The following is a 20,119-nucleotide window of genomic DNA, read 5'->3' as shown; positions in this document are numbered from 1 at the left end:
CTCTAGCCGTTCTTAAGCAGACGTTGCTTTTCACGGTTCCAGTCGCGTGTTTTTTCGGTCTGACGCTTATCGTGAGCTTTTTTACCACGGCCCAAAGCAACTTCCATCTTTGCCCGCCCATCTTCATTAAAGTAGATTTTCAGGGGCACGATGGTCTTGCCTTCTTTTTGAACAGCAGCAAACAGCTTGTTCAACTCGCGGCGATGCATCAGCAGTTTTCGAGGACGGCGAGGTTCATGGTTAAAGCGATTACCCTGCGTGTATTCAGGGATGTAGACGTTGTAGACCATCATCTCCCCCCGATATTCAGCAGCATAGCTTTCAGCAATATTGCTTTTGCCTTGGCGAAGAGACTTTACTTCAGTGCCCCTCAGCTCAATACCAGCCTCAAACACATCTTCAATTTCGTAGTTAAAACGGGCCTTCCGGTTATCCGCAACAACCTTGCGCCCGGGAACGCCACCTTTTTTGGCAGCCATTTCTTTTCCTTATTTCATTCAATAAATGTCTCCGCGCACACAGAATAGGTGCGCGGAGCAACACATTAGTTGATCAGGCCTGCATGAACCATAGCCTTGCGAATGCTTTCCTGAGTTTCTTCACTTACTGTGACCAAAGGCAGGCGCAACTCGTTTTCCATTTTGCCAAGCAGAGACAAAGCATACTTTGGACCAGCTGGATTTGGCTCGATGAACAGGGCCTGGTGCAGCGGTGCAAGACGATCCTGAATGGAAAGCGCAGTTACAAAGTCGCCTGCAAGGCACGCTTCCTGAAACTGGGAACAGAGCGCTGGCGCAATGTTTGCTGTCACAGAAATACACCCCTGACCACCATGAGCATTAAAGCCAAGTGCAGTGATATCTTCACCAGAAAGCTGGATGAAGTCATGACCACACAGATGGCGTTGCTCAGAAGCACGTGCAAGGTTTGCCGTCGCATCTTTTACGCCGACAATGTTGTCCACTTCATGAAACAGATCAGCCATCGTCTGACTTTCCATATCAATGATGGAACGGCCCGGTATGTTATAGATGTAGATCGGAAGATCTACAGAAGCAGCAATCGCCTTAAAGTGGCCTTTCAGACCAGCCTGATTAGGCTTGTTGTAATACGGCGTAACGGACAAAATCGCATCTGCCCCCACTTCCTGAGCGTGCTGCGCAAATTCGATTGCTTCAACCGGATTGTTAGAGCCAGCACCTGCCATAACAGGGACGCGGCCAGCAGAAACCTCAACAGCCATTTGCACGACACGCTTGTGCTCAGCAAAGGAAAGAGTTGGGCTTTCTCCGGTTGTTCCCACAGGCACAAGCCCGTGGGAGCCCTGTTTTATCTGCCAATCCACGAATTCCTGGAAGGCCTTCTCATCCACTTTGCCATCCTTAAAAGGTGTGACAAGTGCTGGAATTGATCCTCTAAACATCTCAGGTTCCTCGTTGGATTACATATATACAGAGCAAAATTTGCCAGTGCCCTCAAAGGGGTGGCATACAATAATGTGATCTAGCCTATCTCGGCAACATCACCAAGACCTTCTCTTATAAGATTCGGGATTTTTTTTGTGCTCATATTTAGGCCAGTTTCGACTGTAAGTATTATGGTCCCCTAGGTGAAACATTAAACAGATATTTACCCTGTTTGTGGCAAGCAGAATGAGGGACTTTTTGGGAATTAAACCGTCCGGTGCGTTTTTGCCGGATAAACAACACTCAGGTGAGACGGGCCGACGAGTAGTATGCGTATCCGTGAGTTTCTTCTAGTATCGACACGTGTGAGTGCATTTGCCATTGCCACGACTGTTTCCGCATCGGCATTTTCCGCTGTATCTTCTTTAAATCACAGCGTTATTCCAGCACCAAACCCTGCAAAGGTTGTGCGCACCATCGCCTTGAGCACGCAGCATGCTGCCGTTCAAAGCAGATCGCTTGCCGCCACACCACGCTCCAAACCTCCAGTGATTGGCAGGGGCAGCACAGGTGGAACACAGAACTCTCAGCTGTCCAGCTATGCCCCCTCAGCACCTGTCAGTAATGGGCGAACTCCAATTTCGACCCGCCCTTCCAGCCCGCAAAATGCACTCGAATCAACTGCTGCGCTGACAAGTTCTTATCCACAGGGATTGAGCACAGCTCAAGCAACAGGATCGGTTGAACCACTTAAAACCGTTCTCCAACACGTTAAATCAGGACGGCTGAACGATGCGCTGCTCGCTCGAAATGCTTTGCCAGATAACCTCGATCGTCGCGTCGCGGATTGGTTCATTATGCTACGGGGCGGCCCAAAGACACCGGTCACCCATATCGCCCAGTTTGCAGCCAGAGCACCACACTGGCCAACAGCAAAAGTCGTGCGTGCTCGCGGAGAAGCCGCGCTAGCCGCATCCAACCTGACACCCGCTCAGATCATCGCGGCATTCGGCTCTACCGTCCCGGAAACAAAGGACGGCAAACTTGTCCTTGCCAAAGCGCACTTAGCCAAAGGCAACAAGACTGAAGCTGCCAAACTCATTCGCCCACTCTGGCAAAAAACCGTCTTCGAAGCTCCCGAAGAAGCAGCAATTCGCTCTGCTTTTGGCAGCCTCCTACGGCAAAAAGATCATCGTCTCAGAGCAGAAATGCTCCTGTATCGTGACAGAGCACGCGCAGCAGAACGCCTGCTTTCCGAACTGTCAAAAGACGAACAGACATACATCAAGGCCCGCATTGCAAGCATCCGCAAAAATGGTAATGCACTCAGCAAGTTAAAGAGTGTTCCACGCTCTATGAAATCTGACAGCAACTACCAGTTTGCGCTCATCCAGCACTATCGCTTGCAAGGGGATTACGACACTGCTGCAAAGCTGATGGAAGCAGCACCAACTGATCCGGCAGCCTTACTCAATGGTGACGATTGGTGGAAGCAACGCCGCGACATTTCCCGAGAAATGATAGAGGCTGGCAAGCCACGTCTTGCTTATAATATAGCAGCCCATCACGCTGCGGAATCTCCAGGCATGATTGTCGAGGCCGAGTTCCATGCAGGCTGGTTTGCTCTGCGCTATGTGGGTGACCCACGCTTGGCTGAGCCTCATTTCAAACGCATCGCAAAATTCGGCAAAACAGCACAAACGCTATCCCGCGCCTATTACTGGCTGGGCCGCACCCGCGAAGCTCTGAAAGATACAGATGGCGCCGTTGATTATTACAAACAGGCTGGCGCTTTCCAAACCGCATATTACGGACAACTGGCACTAGCCAAACTCGGCATCAACCAAATGCCTCTGGCATCCCTACCGGATGTGACAACAGCAGACCAAACCGCCTTCAACAAGAACGAGCTTGTACAAGCCATCAAACGAATGGATGAAGCCGGACTGCACAATGATACACTGTTGTTTTATACGCACCTGGCGCGGACACTGCCAACAAACGGTCAAATTAGACTTCTGACTGAGCTGGCAGAATCTCGCGGCGTCTATCAATGGGCGACAATGGTTGGTCGTCTAGCACAAGCAGAGCGTGTCGAAGCAGCACCGCTCGCTTACCCGACCAACGCAATTCCGCGCAAAACACGCATCACAAAAGGTGTAGAAAAACCAGTCGTTTACGCAATTGCTCGACAAGAGAGCTCATTTAACCCAAAAGCGCGCAGCAGCGCAGGTGCATTGGGATTACTCCAACTCATGCCGGGGACAGCTCGCGACACCGCTCGCAATCTGGGGGTCTCCTACAAAAAGTCCCGCCTGACATCTGACCCGGCCTACAACGCCACACTGGGTGCAGCCTTTTTGGGAGAGCTGGTGGACGAGTTCGGTGGCTCCTACATCCTCACCTTCGCCGCGTACAACGCTGGTGAGAACAAGGTGAAGGAGTGGATTGAGCGCTTTGGTGACCCACGAGATCCAAAAATCGATCCAATAGATTGGGTTGAATCAATCCCTTATGGAGAAACGAGGAACTACGTGCAGCGCATCACGGAAAACCTTCAGGTCTACCGGTATAAGCTGGAAAACAAGCCTCTCACGATCACACAGGATCTCACACGCGGCTACTAGTCCCACTGCAAACAACTCAAAACAATCAAAGCCCGGCGAATTAGCTGGGCTTTTTGTTGTCAGCAACAGAACATAAACCTTCCGGTACCCTTGCATCTCACCCTCCAACTTTGACAAGACACGTGCATAAACCTGCCCTATGGTGAGGATAACTGATCCAGCGATTCATCAGGCAGTTTTCACAGTAGCAAACACACGCACTGAGAAAACCTGTCTAACAGCGCCCTTCAGAAGCCGGAATTTAAACCGGACCGCATTGTAATCGCTGAAAACACCGAAGCATTTCGGGAGGAACTTATGCTTCAAGCCCCAGATTACATTGATGTCGACCTTCAAAACGTTGCGGGCGCAACCCGTTTCACTTGGAAAGCCAGCGACGGACTAACCCTATCTGCACACATCTGGGACCCGGATACTCCCCGCAACCCAACAGTCCTCTGCCTTTCTGGCCTGACGAGAAACACAAGAGATTTCTATCACCTAGCAAATTTTTTAAGAGCAAATGGTCATCGCGTCATCGCAATGGATTACCGTGGCCGTGGCCTGTCAGATCACTCTGAGGATTTTGAGACCTACAGTCTTGATCAGGAAGCCGACGATATTGACAGAGGCATCAAAGCTCTAGGACTTGAAAAATTTGCACTCATCGGCACATCCCGCGGCGGCCTCCACTCTTTCTCCATGGCCCAACGCCACCCAGAGCGCCTGCTATCAGTCATTATCAACGACATAGGCCCAGTCATCGAACCCCCAGCCCTCGATGACATCATTGCCTCAGTAGGCACCGTCATGTCCCAACCAAACATGAAAACCGCAGCTGACCGCCTCGCTTCTATCCATGCAACAGCGTTCACAGCCATGTCAGAAGCGGATTGGATAACATTCGCCAATCAACTATATGCCCCAAATTCTGACGGTGTCTCATTACGCTATGACAAGCACTTGGGCGATACTCTTCGTGGAGACAACAAAGCTGCACCTGAAGATGATCTCTGGCTGTCTTTCAGCGCGTTAGAACCATTTCCCCACCTCTTGCTCCATGGACAAAACTCACGTCTCCTCACAACAAAAACTGTCAAAAAAATGCAGCAGTTACACGAGAAGATGGAACTCTCGGTCATCCCCAATCAAGGACATGCACCTCTACTCTGGGACCAGCCCACCCAAACGCGCATCCTCAATTTTATAAGACAGCATGTTTAGCAAACACAAAAAAGAGGAGTTGGATCACAAGATCCAACTCCCAAGTTCTTCAAGAAACTTAATACCTTAGAAGGTTCTCTGAACTCTGAAGAGCGCGCTGGCTTCATCAAAATCTTTCTCATCCTCCGGCGATGTGCGTGAGTAACCGAGATCGACACCCATTTCCATTCCACTGACCGGTGACCAGACTAAATCCCAATCCAGAGCAAACCGATCAAAGTCTGGAAGCGCAGCACCAGTTGGCGTGTCAACAACCGCATAACTAGCATCAAAGTCTGTCCGCACTTCAGGCGTCACATAGTGTGTAAGTCCACCTGAAAACGATAGTGCCTCGGTCTTTCTGGTATCACCATTGATGTAGTAAGCGTCAAAAACTTCATCGTCATCAATACCCACATAGGAAACAGCACCGTTTCCATACTGGAACTGCAAAGCCACGGCATCCTGACTACCCATCTGAGGGAGGTTAATTATCATTCCTGCCCCCAACGCCCAGCCAACTTCACCAGGCACATAAGCGGCTTCTGGTCTGATACTCGTTACGGCCGCAGCAAGCTTCGCACTGCCCCAATCACCATCCATCCGGAAGGCCGCTACGGCATCAGGGGCCTTATTCCCGGCCTTTCCATTTTCACTTGCAACGCCGGTAAACACGCCATGCGCACGATAAACTGGGTCTTCAATGGAAACAGTGACGGAAACACCACCATCAAACACTTCCGTGTAAGCTGCAGCCCAGGAGTTGGTATCAGACCAATCCCTATGCACAGCACCAAAGGTAGCTCCCGTAAAGAAGTCAAACAGAGAACCAGTGCGCCCAATCGTAAAGCCACCGAACTGAATATAGGCCTTGTTCAGATCCATTTCCGGAGAGCCGCCATATCGCTCAGTATCTGAATCCACCGTTGCTCTAAGTTCGGAAAAAGTACGAACAAACCCAAATTCGGTCTCAGACCGTGCATCCATACGGATGTAGGAGCGAGCACGAAAGCGCATCGAGTTCAAATCTCGACCCTTAGGATCATCATCAACCACCCCACCCCAGTTATTTGGCTTTTTGGGAAAGCGACGATACTGTGCATCGGTGCGCACCCGGCCACTCAAGCGCAGGCAGGTCTGCGTGCCAGGAATATAGAAAAACCCCTCACCATACGCGTCACACACCTGCACATAGTCCAGCGGCTCCACCAAGTTGAGCGGCTCAGGCTCACCTTCAAAAACAGGTTTAGGCAAATCTGTAGCCTGTGCTGTAACTCCGAATGACAGCAAGACCGGCAGGAATATCAGCTTCTTAGTCATAGTATTGAACCTCCATCCGTCACTCGGAGTAGCCCAATGCCCACAAATGCAACGATCAAAATCAGCTGCAATGACTACCCCTGTGCAACTAGACAATTACGCCAAGGTTCAATTTTCGCAATTACTATAGATTGGGCAGGATTATCTCACCCAATCGAAACGAGCAGGCAGTTCAACTGAGCAAAATTTCACAGCTTTGGAGGTCACCAAAGCGTAATACTCATTGAAAACTTAAGTACTGCGCACAAATGAGAAAGCCCGGCGGGTTGGAACCGCCGGGCCTGAGAGACTGATTGAAAGATCAGGATACATGAACTTCAACCAGATATAGATTAGAAGGTTTTGAGCTAAACCAAAACTCATAAAATCTTGAAGTAGTACCTATCTATACCCGCTACATACGCAAGTCTGTGGCAAGTATCACATCAAGGCTTTATGAAAGTGGTCCCGGCGACACCGCCGCCGAGACCCTCAATCTAAGAGATCTTAGAAGGTGTACTGTACGCGTGCACCAACTTTGGTTTCTTTGTTTTCTGCTGAATCGTCAGCCCAACCTGCTGCAACTGCGAATGCAAGACCAGCAACTGGGGAGTAAACGATAGAAGCATCAAGCGCTGTACGGTCGTAGTCTGCAGAACCCTGCTCGAGTGACAGGTAAGAAATGTCGAACTGTGCAGAAACAGTATCGGACAGATCACCCTGGATACCAGCACCGATGTTGAAGCCTTTAACACCGCCAGCATCAGTGAACGTAGATTTGCCTGCACCGCCTACGTAAGAAACAGCTTTGCTAGCATACTGTGCCTGGAAAGAAGCCTCGATACCTTCAAGAGCAGTAACAGTTACACTACCACCAACTGCGTAGCCGTAGTTGTCTGAATCATACGCGTGAGTTGCACCAGAGAGCTTTGCAGAACCCCAGCCCTGAGAAACAGCGAGAGCACCTACCAGGTCAACACGGTTGGAAACACCGCCACGTGCGTTAGCATCTTCAACAGAAGCAATTGCAGAGAAACCGTTGCCGAGATCAGCTGTGAAGGAAACCTGAAGAGTACCTGAATCGGAGTAGTTTTCGGAAACTGGAGCGATCCATGTGTAACCAGTGAAGCTATCGAACTGTGAACTTGTATCACCGATCAAAAGAGAGCCAGCATCAAAACCAAGCTGAAGGTACACATCACCAATACCAACTGTAGACTCATCGGACTGGTTGTGAGTTGCAGTAAACTCAGTGTAGGTTTTAATGGATGCAAACTCGGTGTTTGTCATCGAGTTGAAGTATAGGTAACCGCGAGCATACGCAGAGTAGCTATTTACTTCACCGTCAACTACATCATCCAAGCCATCATTCAGATCATGAGAAACAAAGTTTGTGCGGATACGACCACCCAATTTGATGCAGGTGTCTTTACCTGGCAGCTGGAAGTAACCAGCGCCGAATGCGTCACAAGCCTGTACGTAGTTTACCGGCTCAGCAACTACTGGAAGGTCAGCAGCCATTGCTGGAGTTGCAGCTGCTGCAGCAGCTGCTGCGAGTGCGATTTTCTTGAAGTTCATCACAAGCTTCCCATAAATTAGGATTTTAAACATTAATTAAAACAGATCATCAAACCGCAACTCAGATGCAAGCACCGTCATCAAACGTGTCTGAACTGTCCCCTTGAACCCTCCGCCTCAATTCAAGCGCCTACTTGAAGAGAAAGCCCCCTGAAGGTTCGTGAGGAGAAATTACAATGTTAGAATTTTTAGGCAAGCCCATTTAATGTATGAACTTGCCTATTTCTACTTGTGATTTTTAACATGTGTCTTTTCGACAACACGATAAATAGGCAAGTCAACTCGCAGCTCTCAATCACATAAGACACTCAAGTTCTTAAATGTCAGGAAACATTGCGCCCGAGCCCTATAATTGAATATGATATTTATTTTTAATATCAGTTACTTATACTGAAGTGAGTGCGTAATCAGCAACTCAACCGTGATCAGCAGGAATCATGAACGCGACTGAACTAAGTATGTTGCAACATACAGTCACTCTGTGTGAATAACGATATCGTAGAATTAGGCAATTTAGACATGTAATATCAAGGATGAGCAATTTATCTGACCCATGCAGCTTTGATAACAGCCTAGTTGACGCCGCTCGCTATGAGAAGGATCAGGCAAAGTAATCAAATCTAATGCTCATATTGGAACATTAGCGTCATTGACCACAAAACATTCACGCAACATAAAACCCTAACCCCACGCCCAACACCCCAATACTGTTTAGCTCCACACTTTAGGGCTGATCAAATTTAGCCAAAATGTCCGACGCGAATCGCTGTGCTTGCCTTCCTCTTCATAGACAACAAAAAGCCTCGGCAACCAAAGTTACCGAGGCTCAAAATCAAACAACAATTAAGCTGCTAAATTTTCACACCAAATTAGAAGGTGTACTGAACACGAGCACCAACTTTGGTTTCGTCTTCGTATTTTTTATCTGTGTCGTCATCCTGGGTATTCCAACCAGCAGCCAGAGCAAGACCAAGGCCTGCAACTGGAGAGTAAACGATAGAACCGTTTACAGATGTCTTGGTGTAGTCTGCGCTGTCGTCATCAAACGCAACGTGGGAAACGTCGAGCTGAGCAGAAACTTTTTCAGACAGAGCAGTTTCAGCACCACCGGACAGAGAGTAACCAGTTTTCGCAGCATCGTCTGTGTCGGAGGTGATATATGCACCAGCTTCGTCAGCATACTGAGCCTGGAAGGTGATTTCTGTACCTTCACGAACCATGTCGAGATTGAAGGTTGCAGTCGCACCAGTTGCGTAGCCGTAACCGTCGCCATCAGCTTTGTTGTGTGCAGCACCAGAAAGCTGGAAAGAACCCCAACCCTGAGAAACTTTCAATGCACCAATGATATCAACAGCGTTTTCATCACCACCACGGTAAGAAGAATCTTCTACAGAAGTAACTGCAGTGAAGCCATTGCCAAGGTCAGCTGTGAAAGATGCCTGCAGAGTGGAAACGTCTGACAGAGAAATGCCGCCTGGAACGATCCATGTGTAACCAGTGAATGCGTCGAACTGGGAGCTTTCACGACCAAACAGGAAAGAACCGTAGTCTGCACCGATCTGAACCCATGCATCATTCACTTTTGTGGACTGAGTTGAGCTCTGGTTCCACTCACCCTGGAATTCAGTGTAAGTTTTGATTGTACCAATGTCGGTAGCAGTCATTGAAGTGAAGTACAGGTAACCGCGCACATAAGAACTGTAGTCGTTGGTTTCGTCTTTACCGTCTTTATCTTTACCGGTTACGTCTTCCAGACCGTCCTGCAGGTTGTGGGAAACGTACTGCGCACGGATACGACCGCCGAGTTTGATGCAGGTGTCTTTGCCTGGCAGCTGGAAGTAACCAGCGCCGAATGCGTCACATGCTTTTACGTAGTTTACTGGCTCAGCAGCGAGTGGCAGATCTGCAGCCTGTGCAGAAGTTGCAGCTGCAGCAGCGGCAGCAGCGAGTGCAAGAGTTTTAACGTTCATAATCCTGACCTTCCAATGTCTCTCAATAGAAAGAAGAAACTGGCGTGACCTGTTTGGAGCAGCTCACATTTCCTCTTTTCCCTGTGACACGAGAACCAGAAAGGCTCGCCATTATTTGGCAAAGCAATCAATCGGCTCAACCGCGTCGATGGACATATTGATGCCCGACGAGATGGAAGATCGCAATATCAACCTAGTAGTTTGAAAGGGGAGAAACATCACCACGTCAAAGTAGTGTGTTTTTTTTGACACAACAGCTTTTATGGATGCTTGAAGCACTCAACTCAGATACCACAGATCATAGGCATTCTAATTTTCATTAAGCCGTTGAAATACAAATATTAAATGCAACATTAATACGTCTAGATCAGTATATTTAACTGCTAAAAAAACATAATCACCCTGAACGCATGCAAAAAATCACGCGCTGGGGATTAAAATGCCAACTAAAATTTAATATGCAAATTCAAAATAGAAATAGGCAAGGACATTCTGCAATACATAACCTTTGACAGAGGAACCCGGTGGTTTTGGACACCACCGGGAATGAGAGTCATTGGAAAATCAGGATTATTGAAAGTCCAATGAAGGTCTAAGGCTTAAGTCAGCCTTAGAAAGAACGCTCTACGCGGAAGTTCAAAGTAGCAGCGTCTGTTTTGTCAGCACCGTCTACATCTTCCTGCTTCCAACCAGCACCAGCAGAGAACAGCAGACCGGAAACCGGACGGTACTCAAGAGTGCCAGCTACAACAACTTCATTGAAGTCATTGAAGTCAACAGTCTCTTTACCTGCTTCAACATCAAGATAAGAGCCTTCGATGCCGGATGAGAATACTGAGGTCCAGTTATGCTTATAACCAGCTGCAACAGACCATGCCTTGTTGGTTTCCAGAGTGCCATTCATAACAACGGCATCTGCTGTATCATCAGCGCCAACATAGGCCATAGCACCATCTGCATATGCTGCCTGGAAGTTGAACACATCACCAGGTGCGATCATATCCAGGTTGAAGCCGACAGCAGCGGCGACACCATAACCAACTTCAGAAGAACGAGCTTCAGGAGAGTCAACTTTCGTCACAGCACCAGACAGGCCTGCCCAACCCCAACCTTGATTGATAAGAGCTTTAGCAACGAAGGAAGGTACAGTGTTACCTGCTTTTTCACCATCAATGATATCATGCTGGCGATCAGAGTTATCTTCAATAGAGCCCATAATTGTCAGGCCATTAGCAACAGCGTAGGTGTAAGACGCCTGCCAAACGGTATCATCAGACAAATGACGGTCAAACAAGTTTGTGGACAGGTTGTCAGTCCAGAGATCAAATGCAGAGTTCGCGCGACCGAAGGTGAAACCACCAACCTGAACATAACCTTTATCCAGCTCAACACCCTCACCGTCACCACGACCATCTGTGTCTGAAGTGAACTGGAAGTCCATGTAAGTACGGATCAAACCCAACTCAGACTGGGTACGGGTGTCAACACGCAGGTTGGCACGGGAGCGGAAGTTCTGGTTGTTCTTGTCGTTACCAAAATCTTCGTCATCGGTCAGGTTGTTGATTTTTGCTTCAACACGAACACGACCGCCGATTTTGATTGCAGTTTCAGTGCCTGGCAGTACGAAGAAACCTGCACCGTATGCATCGTTGATGCGAACGTAATCTACTGGTGCGATGTCAGCTGGAAGATCAGCAGCCTGAACAGAAGTTGCAGCGGCAGCAGCAGCTGCTGCGATTGCGATAGCCTTGAAATTCATAATTCTAACTTTCTTTAAAACCAGAGCAGCTCGACCACATGTCGATCCCTGACCACTCTGGCTCCCCACTTGCGCATCTTGATCAAAGCAATGTTTGAAACATCACTTTATTCAGCGGGCACCGGTAAGTGCGCCCCGCGCTGTTCACAACATCAATATTTGTGATCTTTAGTTTTTAATCAATAATTCAAATGAAGTTTGAAAGTCATCGAAATACGATGTGGCACAAATAACACAGGGAATTTAGGGGAGATAAGCCAAACCAAGAACAGCAACACGCACTAGAAACAAACCATTTCAAAGCAAAAGTGAAGATTAAACCCATAAATTATTGTTATGTTCAGAGTTACTGGAGAGGTGTTGAGACGGGACCGGCATAACTTAAGAAAAACAAACAAAAATCATCACTTTTTCAGTCAAAAACCTACTATCTCAAAGCTTTTTCCTTCCAAGTCAGCTGCAACTGACTGCAAGAATACATCAACACAAACAACAAATAATGATACATCAATATTTTTGATGTTAAATACACCAGTTCCACACAACCAAGAAAAATACATATAAATCAATAAGTTAACTAAATTCACATAGGATCACTGCGATTTATCAGCCTAAAACGCATTAACTTTTGCAGTCTACACGATGTGGACAAATCCACCTCAGCGAGCATTTTTCACGCAAAGGACAACTGACTACCTACCAAAAACAAAGAGGGCAGCCACTTGAGTGACCGCCCTCCTCCATAAAACTGTGTGTTTTGTCCTAGGCTTGGCCTTCAATGAGTTTGCGACGTAACCATCCTGAGAGTTGATCCATCATCATCACCACCACAATAATCAGAAAGATCAGGTAGAGAGTGTTCTCCCAATCCTGTCTGGTTCGCATGGTCTCTATAAGCTTTAGGCCTATTCCCCCTGCTCCCAATGCCCCAATCACAGTGGCACTGCGTGTATTGCTCTCCAGATAGTAAAGCATCTGAGATATAAAGAGAGGTAGGATTTGCGGAAATAGCCCGAACCGGTATTTCTGAACCGGAGAAGCTCCCGTTGCTTGCACGCCTTCCGCCTGTTTCTTATCTGCATTCTCAATCGCCTCAGAGAACAGCTTGCCGAAAGTACCCGTATCGGTAAAGAAGATCGCAAAAATCCCGGAGAGCGGCCCAAGTCCGAACGCCCGTATAAAGATGAGCGACCAGATAAGCATATCGACCCCGCGTAGGAAATCGAAGAACCGGCGCACGCCTGTTCGCGCTAGCCTCACCGGATTAACATTCGCAGCAGCAGCAAACGCAAGCGGCAACGCTAAAATACCCGCAATCAAGGTACCGACCACGGCCATGATGAGAGTTTGCAGCAATGCGAAATAAACCTCCCCATGCTGCCACTCACTGTTCATCCAAAACTCATTGAACATAAAGCGCAGGTTGGAAACATCAGGATCCAGTCTTGCCGAAGAAAACGCCAGAGACATCAGCTGACCAGCACTCAGCCCGTTCAGCTTGCTGTCAAAGTCAAACCAGAAGTTCTCCCACCCAACGAAATAGCGATGCACCTCAACTTTGCTCTTTGTCAGCCAGATACGTGTATATAAAGAGGGCCGCGCATGAACCTGGGTTTTCGAGACCTTGAGCCAGTCAGCCTCAGCTCCACCAATAAACTGCGGAACCCCATCTCCAACTTTGAATGTAAAAGGCTCATCAAACTCTGGATGAGTGTAAGTCACCACATCATCTGCAAAGTGAAGCACCCCATCTTTACCGAGCAGAATGGAGGATTGCCCACGTGATTGCTCAATCCAATCTGGCTGCTCTTTATATATAGCGCGCCTGTTGCCCTCCAGGCTAACAACGAACCCCTGATCAGCCTTCTTGAACTGGTACTTCGCATGCACCTTGTGGGCATAAGCATCCAGCGCAAACAGTTGAGCCATGTCCCCACGGGCCTTCTCCATCACGCCCGGAACATCAAATGCGAAAAAGCAAAGAGCCAAATAAACAACACCCAACAGCGACAGCACCGGACCAAGCAAGCGTTTTTTCAAATCCAGCCCGAGAACACCGGGATACAGCTCCTCCAGTCGTTGCTCTTCATGATGCGACGTCCCACGCAAGGCACTAATATCTGTCATAGAACGCTCCATCAAACTTGCCCCGTCTGACCAATAAGTTTTTGTCGCATCCAGCCACTGAGGTAATCGATGGACGTGATTGAAAGAACCAGCATGAAAATGATGACAAGAATGTCAGCTCCATAGTTCCAGTCGACAACCATCTTCAACTCAGCACCAAGACCACCAGCTCCGACAAACCCAAGGATCGCAGAGGCCCGCACATTCACTTCCAGCCGAAGCAGCGTGTAAGACAAAAAGTTCGGAAGCACCTGAGGCAGAATGCCGAAGCGAATTTGCTCCAACCAGTTGCCACCTACACTGCGAATGCCTTCAGCAGCCTTCAGGTCACAATTCTCATTCACCTCAGAAAACTGTTTGGCGAGTGCACCAATCGTATGCGTTGTCACCGCAATCACAGCAGCAACCGGACTTGGCCCAAAAATCAGAACCAGCAACAGCGCAATCACAATCTCTGGAAACGCGCGGAAAATATCCATCACCCGGCGCATTGCAGCAACGGCCAGCCGATTGCTCACCAAGTTACGGCTCGCAACAAAACTCAGCGCCCCGCCCAGAAAAAATGCCAGAAGAGTTGAGACCAAAGCGATGTTGACGGTCTCGATTAGGTACGGAAGATATTGAAGAACAAGTGCGAAGAGCCCAACCAGCCCTTCCTCATAAGCACCAATGAACAACTCAGCCGGATAATCAAAGAATTTACCCAAGCCGGTCCAAAAGCCACCAGAATTTGCTTGGTCCGCAACAAACAAGCCACCAAAGATGCTCAGGACACAAAGGCCGAGCAGAGAAAGAGTATATAGCGTTCGGCGCCGGGCAACACGCTCATAGGCCTGAGAAATCTCGGCCAGACGGGAAGCTTCGGCAAGCGCCAGATGAGCGGCCACTTCAACATCCTCCAAACAGGGAAATGATGAGAGCCACCACGGCCCCCATAAAGAAAGGGCGCGGTCAGATCCGCGCCCCTTTACTACTTTGAGAATTAGTTAGCTTTTTTTGCTTCGATCTTACGGCGACGCGCTTCAACAATGGTCTTGTAAAAATCGTGGTTCACTTCCACAAAGTCAGCGTACTCACCACCCTGTGCGGAGTAGAAGCACTCGGTGTTATCAGTCACCATAGACTTCAACGAGGCAACAACCTTCTGCTTAACGTCAGATGGAAGCGACTTACGTACAACAAGCGGGCCATTAGGGATCAGCGGAGACTGCCAGACCTGAACCAGATCAGACATATCAACCATGCCTTTATCTACCATCTTACGCAGGTTACCAGAGGTGTAGCCCTCTTCCCATTCGCCAACGCCAGATGCCCAGGTGACGCCGCCGTCAACATCGCCATTCAAAACGGCAAGAACGTTCTGCTCGTGTCCACCAGAGAACTGCGTAGAGGCAAAGTACTCTTTCAGGTTCAGGCCCATATCGTCAAACGCAACAGAAGGAACCAGATAACCGGAGGTGGAGTTAGGGTCAGCAAAGCCCATGCGCTTACCCTTCATGTCTTCCAGCGTCTCAATGCCAGAATCTGCACGGGCAACCATCACAGAATAGTAGCCAGTCGCCCCATCTGTTTGCTTGGTAGTCAGCACAGGCTCAACAGCGTCTGGAGCGGAGAGGTAAACAGCAGAGTAACCGGAAGCGCCAAGCTCGGCATAATCCAGGTTACCACCCTTCAGGCCTTCAATGGTGCCAGCATAATCAGCTGCCGGGAAAAGCTTGACCGGAACACCCAGCAGCTTTTCAAAACGGTCAACCAGACACTGGTTGGAACGAAGACGATCCGCCTCATTCTCACCACCAAGAATACCAATGCGGAATTCAGTGATTTTCTCTTCAGCCAGAGCCATAGGCGCAGCAAGAAGGGTTGTGCTAACAGCAAGAGCTGCAGCAACTTTACCGATGATTTTCATCAGAGCACTCCAATATCAGAATAAAAATCTTAAACGGCTGCTATTCAGCAGCAGAGACGACGGGTGAAGCATCACCTTTCGCCAGTTCCAGGGCAGCGATTTTTGCACCTTCGCTACCAAGAGAAGTTGAGGTCATCCCCTCCTCAAAACTGTCATCCGCACCGTAGATCTCACGGGCCACTGCGGTCGAAAGCCCATCCGGTTTCCCATCAAAAACAATCTCACCATCGCGCATACCAATCACGCGATCGCAGTAGTTTCGAGCAGTATCAAGAGTGTGGAGATTACAAATAACAGTCAGGCCATCTTCCGTGTTGATCGCCTTAAGAGCATCCATCACCACCTGCGCATTCATCGGATCCAATGAGGCAATCGGCTCATCGGCCAAAAGCATTTTCGGTTCCTGCATAAGAGCACGGGCAATCGCAACACGCTGCTGCTGACCACCAGAAAGATTTTCGGCCCGTTTCAAAGCCGTTTCAGCAATACCAAGTCTTTCAAGTTTCAGCAGGGCTTGAACGCGTTCTTCCCGCGTAAACAACTTAAGCATGCTGGAAACAGTTCCGTGTGCATTCAGGCGACCCAACATAACATTAGTTAAAACATCAAGACGCGGCACCAGATTGAACTGCTGAAAGATCATCGCGCAATCACGCTGCCAGCGACGCTTATGCGCCCCCTGCAAGGCAAGCACATCAACACCATCAACAAGGACACGCCCATCCGTCGCCGGGGTTAGTCTGTTGATCATCCGCAGCAGCGTGGACTTACCCGCGCCGGAACGTCCAATAATGCCAATCATCTTAGGCTTCTCAACAATGAAGCTCGCCCCTTTGACAGCAACATGCGCGCCAAATTCTTTTCTAACGCTTTCAAACTGGATCAAGAGTTCAACCCCGGTGCCTGTTAAAATTTAACGTACTAGACACACGCGATTGTTACAGCGAAATGACGCTCACTCACAAAGCAACCCCGTCAAAAAACCGTCACACCCCACCTCCCCCACATAGCTGGCAAAACGAGCATTACATTACGTTTCTGTGACAGGAGGAAAAGGCAACCGGCGTTCAAACCAAGTAAGTCAACCAGGTGAGATTTTCATGGAGGATCGAAAAATGTAGAACGAGCGACAATCTGCAAACCAAAGACCATCGCAAAGCCGATTTAAGAGCAATGTAACACAGCTGAGGAACAAACCTTTCGGCCTGTTGCACTACAAATTCGTATTTTCAAAAAAGGGAAGATGGCGGACACGGAGAGAGTCCGTTAAAAAACCGAGTTCTCTGGAGAGACCTTTTTAACTCTTATATTTCAGTACAGTAACTCGAAATACTTCAATTTCACAATGCATAAAATATGCAATTGTTATGTAATTTGTTATGTAGCTCACGACCAGATTTTGCTGTGAAATGAGTGCTGTTTGGTTATAGCAAAAATCACCGCCCGCAATTGATAACTGCGAGCGCCTTAGATTTCTCAGCATAGATTAGATGAACAGGAAATCATCCGGTTGTAGCTCAACAGGAGTGACACCTTGCAGGGTGATCGAAGTATCTGCGTCGATTGTGACCACTGTATCTGAACCACGAACCTCTGCAGCATCGAAGCCAGCAAGAACATCATGACCGGCATCACCAGCAGCAAACACAAATATGTGGCTACCTTCACCGCCATTCAGCTGATCATCACCAGCACCACCTGTGATCACATCATTACCTCCATTTCCGTTGATAATGTCTGCTCCAACACCTCCTACGAGAGTTTCAGCAGCATCATTACCCATAACTTCGAGAGATGCGGCCCCAAAGGTTTCAATCACTGGTTCATCGTTAGGGAAGTAGATCGTTCCGTCTTGCCCGACATAGAAGCCAGTAGGGTCTTTGGTAAAGACATAGACTGATCCGGAACCCTCTCCGTTGTCATCGTCAGAATGCGATCCAACCGTGTTAGTACCATCTTCATTGATTGAAACAGAGCTACCAAACAGACCAATGCCTGCTGCGTCAGAGGCTGTCAGTTCAATCTCAGAGTAACCACCAGAACCATTCGGCACATAAACATAAGCAGCTCCGATGCCGGAAGTAGCACCTGTAACGATGACACCAGCCTCATTCACAGCAAGTGTCGGACCTGTACTACTATCTCCGGTAATCAGCTTGGAAACCGTATAGTTACCATTGCCATCCGGCTCATGGATGTACAAGGCACCGTCAGCGCCAACAACAATGGTGCCATCATCCTGAGCCACACCACTTTGACCAAAGCTATTATTGGAGTCAGGTGCGGACAATTCCAGCTCTATATAATGACCGAGAGTATCCGGTGAGAACACATAGGCAAGATCGCCTGGGCCGTCGGCAAAGATAACGCCACTGTCGTTAATGCTAACATTACCACCAGCGCTTCCAGGTACTGGAACAAAGAGTGTGTCTTCTGTGTAACCGCCAATACCATCTGGAGTGTAGATGTAGATCTTGCTTTCAAGCCCATCAAAGACAGAAGCAACAATCACTCCATTTGCATTCATTGAGAGGCCATGCTCACTAGGGAAGCTACCGGCAAAACCCTCAGGTACAGTCAGCTTGACTTCCGAATAGCTCCCGCCCCTGTCGGAGTGAACACATAAATAGCTTTTCCGACACTACCCAGAGTACCATCTCCGAAGGCACTAACCGCAACAACACCAGAGTTATTGATCGCAGTATTGGCACCGAAGTAATTCAAGTCAGCACCATCAGAAGCCACAAGTTTGGTCTCGGCATAACTGCTGCCATCTGGCGTATAGACATAGACCGAACCGGATTCACTGCCCTTATCATCGTCACCAGAAGCACCAACAACCACAACTCCGTGGTCATTCATCTGCACTCCATGGCCGAAACTGTCATACTCGGCACCATCAGATGCAACAAGTTTGCCGGATTTAACTGTGACATTACCCTCACCCTGGATTGTGACCGTAACCGTCTCAGTGGAGCTTGCACCTGAAGCATCCGTTACGGTGTAAGTGAAAGTGTCGTTTGCAGTTTCTCCGCGGTTCAATGCATCGTACTTACCATCAGGATTGTAGGTGAACGCACCATCGGCATTTACTGTAACAGAACCGGTAGTGTCGCTCGTATTAACGGTAATGCTATGGGTGTCAGATGTATCGAGATCATTGAACTCGGGCGCAATATTAATCACAGTGTTTTCGTCTGTCAGTCTCGCAATCTCAACCGCAACCGGCCCTTCATTCTGCCCTGCCACCGTAATTGTGACAGTAGAGGTCGCGCTTTCACCAGCAGCATCAGTAATCGTATAAGAAAACGTGTCTGTAGCTGTTCCTCCAACAGCTAGATGATCAAATTTGGTGCCTGGGTCATAGTGGAATGTGTCATCACTGACGACTGTTCCAGTTCCGATCATTTCCGCGACATTCAAAGCAAGCGTATGAGTATCTACCAGATCAAAATCCTGGAAGAAAACTCTGATGGAAATCACATCGTTTTCAGTAGTTGAGATTTGAATTGGGTAGGAAAATGGTGCGGAGTTAGACATTAAAACAACTTCCCTAAGAGCATTAACGATTACACTCTAAAGTTGTAAAACTTGCCGAAACTTATGATTTCAATTTTAATAAATATGCATTTTCCGCTGTATTTTGAAATAGATAAGAATATCGCATCTTTCTAATGTTAGGTTGTAAGTAAATGTACTTTCACTCCTTATCGGCAATGCGATCTAGTTTCCTTTCGATATTCTCCAACCGCTTTCAATGCTCACAACCAATGTCTCAACCCGTGTAACACGTTCAACCATAGCACTACTTTGCGAAGCGTAGCGCTCCAATGCAGTCACTAGTTCGTTGACGCTTGCCGCCCACCAGACAAAACTAATAAACCGCAGTATCACAGTAAACATCAGGCCTACTGGGATCTCTTTTCCAAGACGACAACCCGAAGGAGTTTGCTCTTGCATCGCCATCACAAACACCTCTTTCATTCGCAATTTGATCGTGTAGTCTTAGTTGTTTCGTCAGGCTTTGCACTTCCAATACTCAATCAAGCCAGTGTTCCAACGCGACCAAACTCACGCAGAAATTTCACGAGTCCCTGTGCAACCAAGCTTGTGAGTTTATCCACTAGCTAGCCATAAAAGAAGTTCTAACTGAAGCAACCTCAAGCTTCGTTGATCAAGACAGCACCTTCGCGCTGTGCCAATGAGCAGCCCCATGTGAGTAGTCCAGATTGAAAGTTAGTGCATCACTGGCCTTTGGTCTA

The 20,119-nt window shown here is 48.4% G+C and carries 15 protein-coding genes; 2 read left to right on the top strand and 13 right to left on the bottom strand.

The annotated features are described in order from the left end of the window. Positions 1-2 precede the first annotated feature (2 nt). Complete coding sequence (gene smpB, locus PsWM33_RS05550; RefSeq protein WP_057464271.1) at positions 3-479, bottom strand: SsrA-binding protein SmpB; 477 nt, start codon at positions 477-479, stop codon at positions 3-5. 65 nt (positions 480-544) lie between these two features. After that, a complete protein-coding gene (gene dapA / locus PsWM33_RS05545; protein ID WP_057464270.1) occupies positions 545-1,423 on the bottom strand; it encodes a 4-hydroxy-tetrahydrodipicolinate synthase in 879 nt (292 codons plus the stop codon). 312 nt (positions 1,424-1,735) lie between these two features. On the opposite strand from dapA, the gene PsWM33_RS05540 reads away from it, so the two are divergent. Together PsWM33_RS05540 and PsWM33_RS05535 are read left to right on the top strand one after the other, a co-directional pair. Then, positions 1,736-4,033, top strand: a complete 2,298-nt coding sequence (locus PsWM33_RS05540) for a lytic transglycosylase domain-containing protein (protein ID WP_063299505.1) — start codon at positions 1,736-1,738, stop codon at positions 4,031-4,033. 297 nt (positions 4,034-4,330) lie between these two features. Beyond that, positions 4,331-5,236 carry an alpha/beta fold hydrolase gene (locus PsWM33_RS05535; RefSeq protein ID WP_063299504.1) on the top strand — a complete coding sequence of 302 codons (906 nt, stop codon included), beginning with the start codon at positions 4,331-4,333 and terminating at the stop codon, positions 5,234-5,236. 66 nt (positions 5,237-5,302) lie between these two features. Here the strand turns inward: PsWM33_RS05535 and PsWM33_RS05530 are convergent, their stop codons facing one another. The 11 genes from PsWM33_RS05530 to PsWM33_RS05480 form a co-directional block, all read right to left on the bottom strand. Then, positions 5,303-6,535, bottom strand: a complete 1,233-nt coding sequence (locus PsWM33_RS05530; RefSeq protein ID WP_063299503.1) for a porin — start codon at positions 6,533-6,535, stop codon at positions 5,303-5,305. A gap of 486 nt (positions 6,536-7,021) precedes the next feature. After that, positions 7,022-8,092, bottom strand: a complete 1,071-nt coding sequence (locus PsWM33_RS05525; protein ID WP_063299502.1) for a porin — start codon at positions 8,090-8,092, stop codon at positions 7,022-7,024. Between the two features lie 869 nt (positions 8,093-8,961). Then, a complete protein-coding gene (locus PsWM33_RS05520; protein WP_063297567.1) occupies positions 8,962-10,062 on the bottom strand; it encodes a porin in 1,101 nt (366 codons plus the stop codon). Positions 10,063-10,672: 610 nt separating this feature from the next. After that, positions 10,673-11,821, bottom strand: coding sequence for a porin (locus tag PsWM33_RS05515; protein WP_063297569.1), 1,149 nt, complete (start codon positions 11,819-11,821; stop codon positions 10,673-10,675). A gap of 762 nt (positions 11,822-12,583) precedes the next feature. Next, positions 12,584-13,948: a phosphonate ABC transporter, permease protein PhnE gene (gene phnE, locus PsWM33_RS05510; protein ID WP_063299526.1), complete on the bottom strand. Its 1,365-nt coding sequence runs from the start codon at positions 13,946-13,948 to the stop codon at positions 12,584-12,586. An 11-nt stretch (positions 13,949-13,959) separates the two neighbouring features. After that, complete coding sequence (phnE, locus tag PsWM33_RS05505) at positions 13,960-14,835, bottom strand: phosphonate ABC transporter, permease protein PhnE (protein WP_063297570.1); 876 nt, start codon at positions 14,833-14,835, stop codon at positions 13,960-13,962. 95 nt (positions 14,836-14,930) lie between these two features. Further along, positions 14,931-15,857, bottom strand: a complete 927-nt coding sequence (phnD, locus tag PsWM33_RS05500; RefSeq protein WP_063299501.1) for a phosphonate ABC transporter substrate-binding protein — start codon at positions 15,855-15,857, stop codon at positions 14,931-14,933. Between the two features lie 40 nt (positions 15,858-15,897). Next, positions 15,898-16,743: a phosphonate ABC transporter ATP-binding protein gene (gene phnC / locus PsWM33_RS05495; RefSeq protein WP_063299500.1), complete on the bottom strand. Its 846-nt coding sequence runs from the start codon at positions 16,741-16,743 to the stop codon at positions 15,898-15,900. A 600-nt stretch (positions 16,744-17,343) separates the two neighbouring features. Continuing rightward, the gene (locus tag PsWM33_RS05490; protein ID WP_063299499.1) at positions 17,344-18,384 is read right to left on the bottom strand and encodes a calcium-binding protein; all 1,041 of its coding nucleotides are present in this window, start codon (positions 18,382-18,384) and stop codon (positions 17,344-17,346) included. 50 nt (positions 18,385-18,434) lie between these two features. Further along, entirely contained in the window at positions 18,435-19,397 is a 963-nt protein-coding gene (locus PsWM33_RS05485; protein ID WP_063299498.1) for an Ig-like domain-containing protein, read from the bottom strand. A 183-nt stretch (positions 19,398-19,580) separates the two neighbouring features. Next, a complete protein-coding gene (locus PsWM33_RS05480; protein ID WP_063299497.1) occupies positions 19,581-19,841 on the bottom strand; it encodes a hypothetical protein in 261 nt (86 codons plus the stop codon). Positions 19,842-20,119: the final 278 nt, after the last annotated feature.

This window comes from Pseudovibrio sp. WM33 (assembly GCF_001623165.1).
In the GTDB taxonomy this organism is placed as follows: Bacteria; Pseudomonadota; Alphaproteobacteria; order Rhizobiales; family Stappiaceae; genus Pseudovibrio.
Note: the sequence above shows the minus strand (reverse complement) of the source record. Positions and strands in the feature narration are given on the sequence as shown.

Bases quoted from the DNA above. Each gene is read 5' to 3' on its own strand.
- smpB (WP_057464271.1), bottom strand. From the start codon at position 479: ATGGCTGCCAAAAAAGGTGGCGTTCCCGGGCGCAAGGTTGTTGCGGAT.
- dapA (WP_057464270.1), bottom strand. From the start codon at position 1,423: ATGTTTAGAGGATCAATTCCAGCACTTGTCACACCTTTTAAGGATGGC.
- PsWM33_RS05540 (WP_063299505.1), top strand. From the start codon at position 1,736: ATGCGTATCCGTGAGTTTCTTCTAGTATCGACACGTGTGAGTGCATTT.
- PsWM33_RS05535 (WP_063299504.1), top strand. From the start codon at position 4,331: ATGCTTCAAGCCCCAGATTACATTGATGTCGACCTTCAAAACGTTGCG.
- PsWM33_RS05530 (WP_063299503.1), bottom strand. From the start codon at position 6,535: ATGACTAAGAAGCTGATATTCCTGCCGGTCTTGCTGTCATTCGGAGTT.
- PsWM33_RS05525 (WP_063299502.1), bottom strand. From the start codon at position 8,092: ATGAACTTCAAGAAAATCGCACTCGCAGCAGCTGCTGCAGCAGCTGCA.
- PsWM33_RS05520 (WP_063297567.1), bottom strand. From the start codon at position 10,062: ATGAACGTTAAAACTCTTGCACTCGCTGCTGCCGCTGCTGCAGCTGCA.
- PsWM33_RS05515 (WP_063297569.1), bottom strand. From the start codon at position 11,821: ATGAATTTCAAGGCTATCGCAATCGCAGCAGCTGCTGCTGCCGCTGCA.
- phnE (WP_063299526.1), bottom strand. From the start codon at position 13,948: ATGACAGATATTAGTGCCTTGCGTGGGACGTCGCATCATGAAGAGCAA.
- phnD (WP_063299501.1), bottom strand. From the start codon at position 15,857: ATGAAAATCATCGGTAAAGTTGCTGCAGCTCTTGCTGTTAGCACAACC.
- PsWM33_RS05490 (WP_063299499.1), bottom strand. From the start codon at position 18,384: ATGAATGCAAATGGAGTGATTGTTGCTTCTGTCTTTGATGGGCTTGAA.
- PsWM33_RS05485 (WP_063299498.1), bottom strand. From the start codon at position 19,397: ATGTCTAACTCCGCACCATTTTCCTACCCAATTCAAATCTCAACTACT.
- PsWM33_RS05480 (WP_063299497.1), bottom strand. From the start codon at position 19,841: ATGAAAGAGGTGTTTGTGATGGCGATGCAAGAGCAAACTCCTTCGGGT.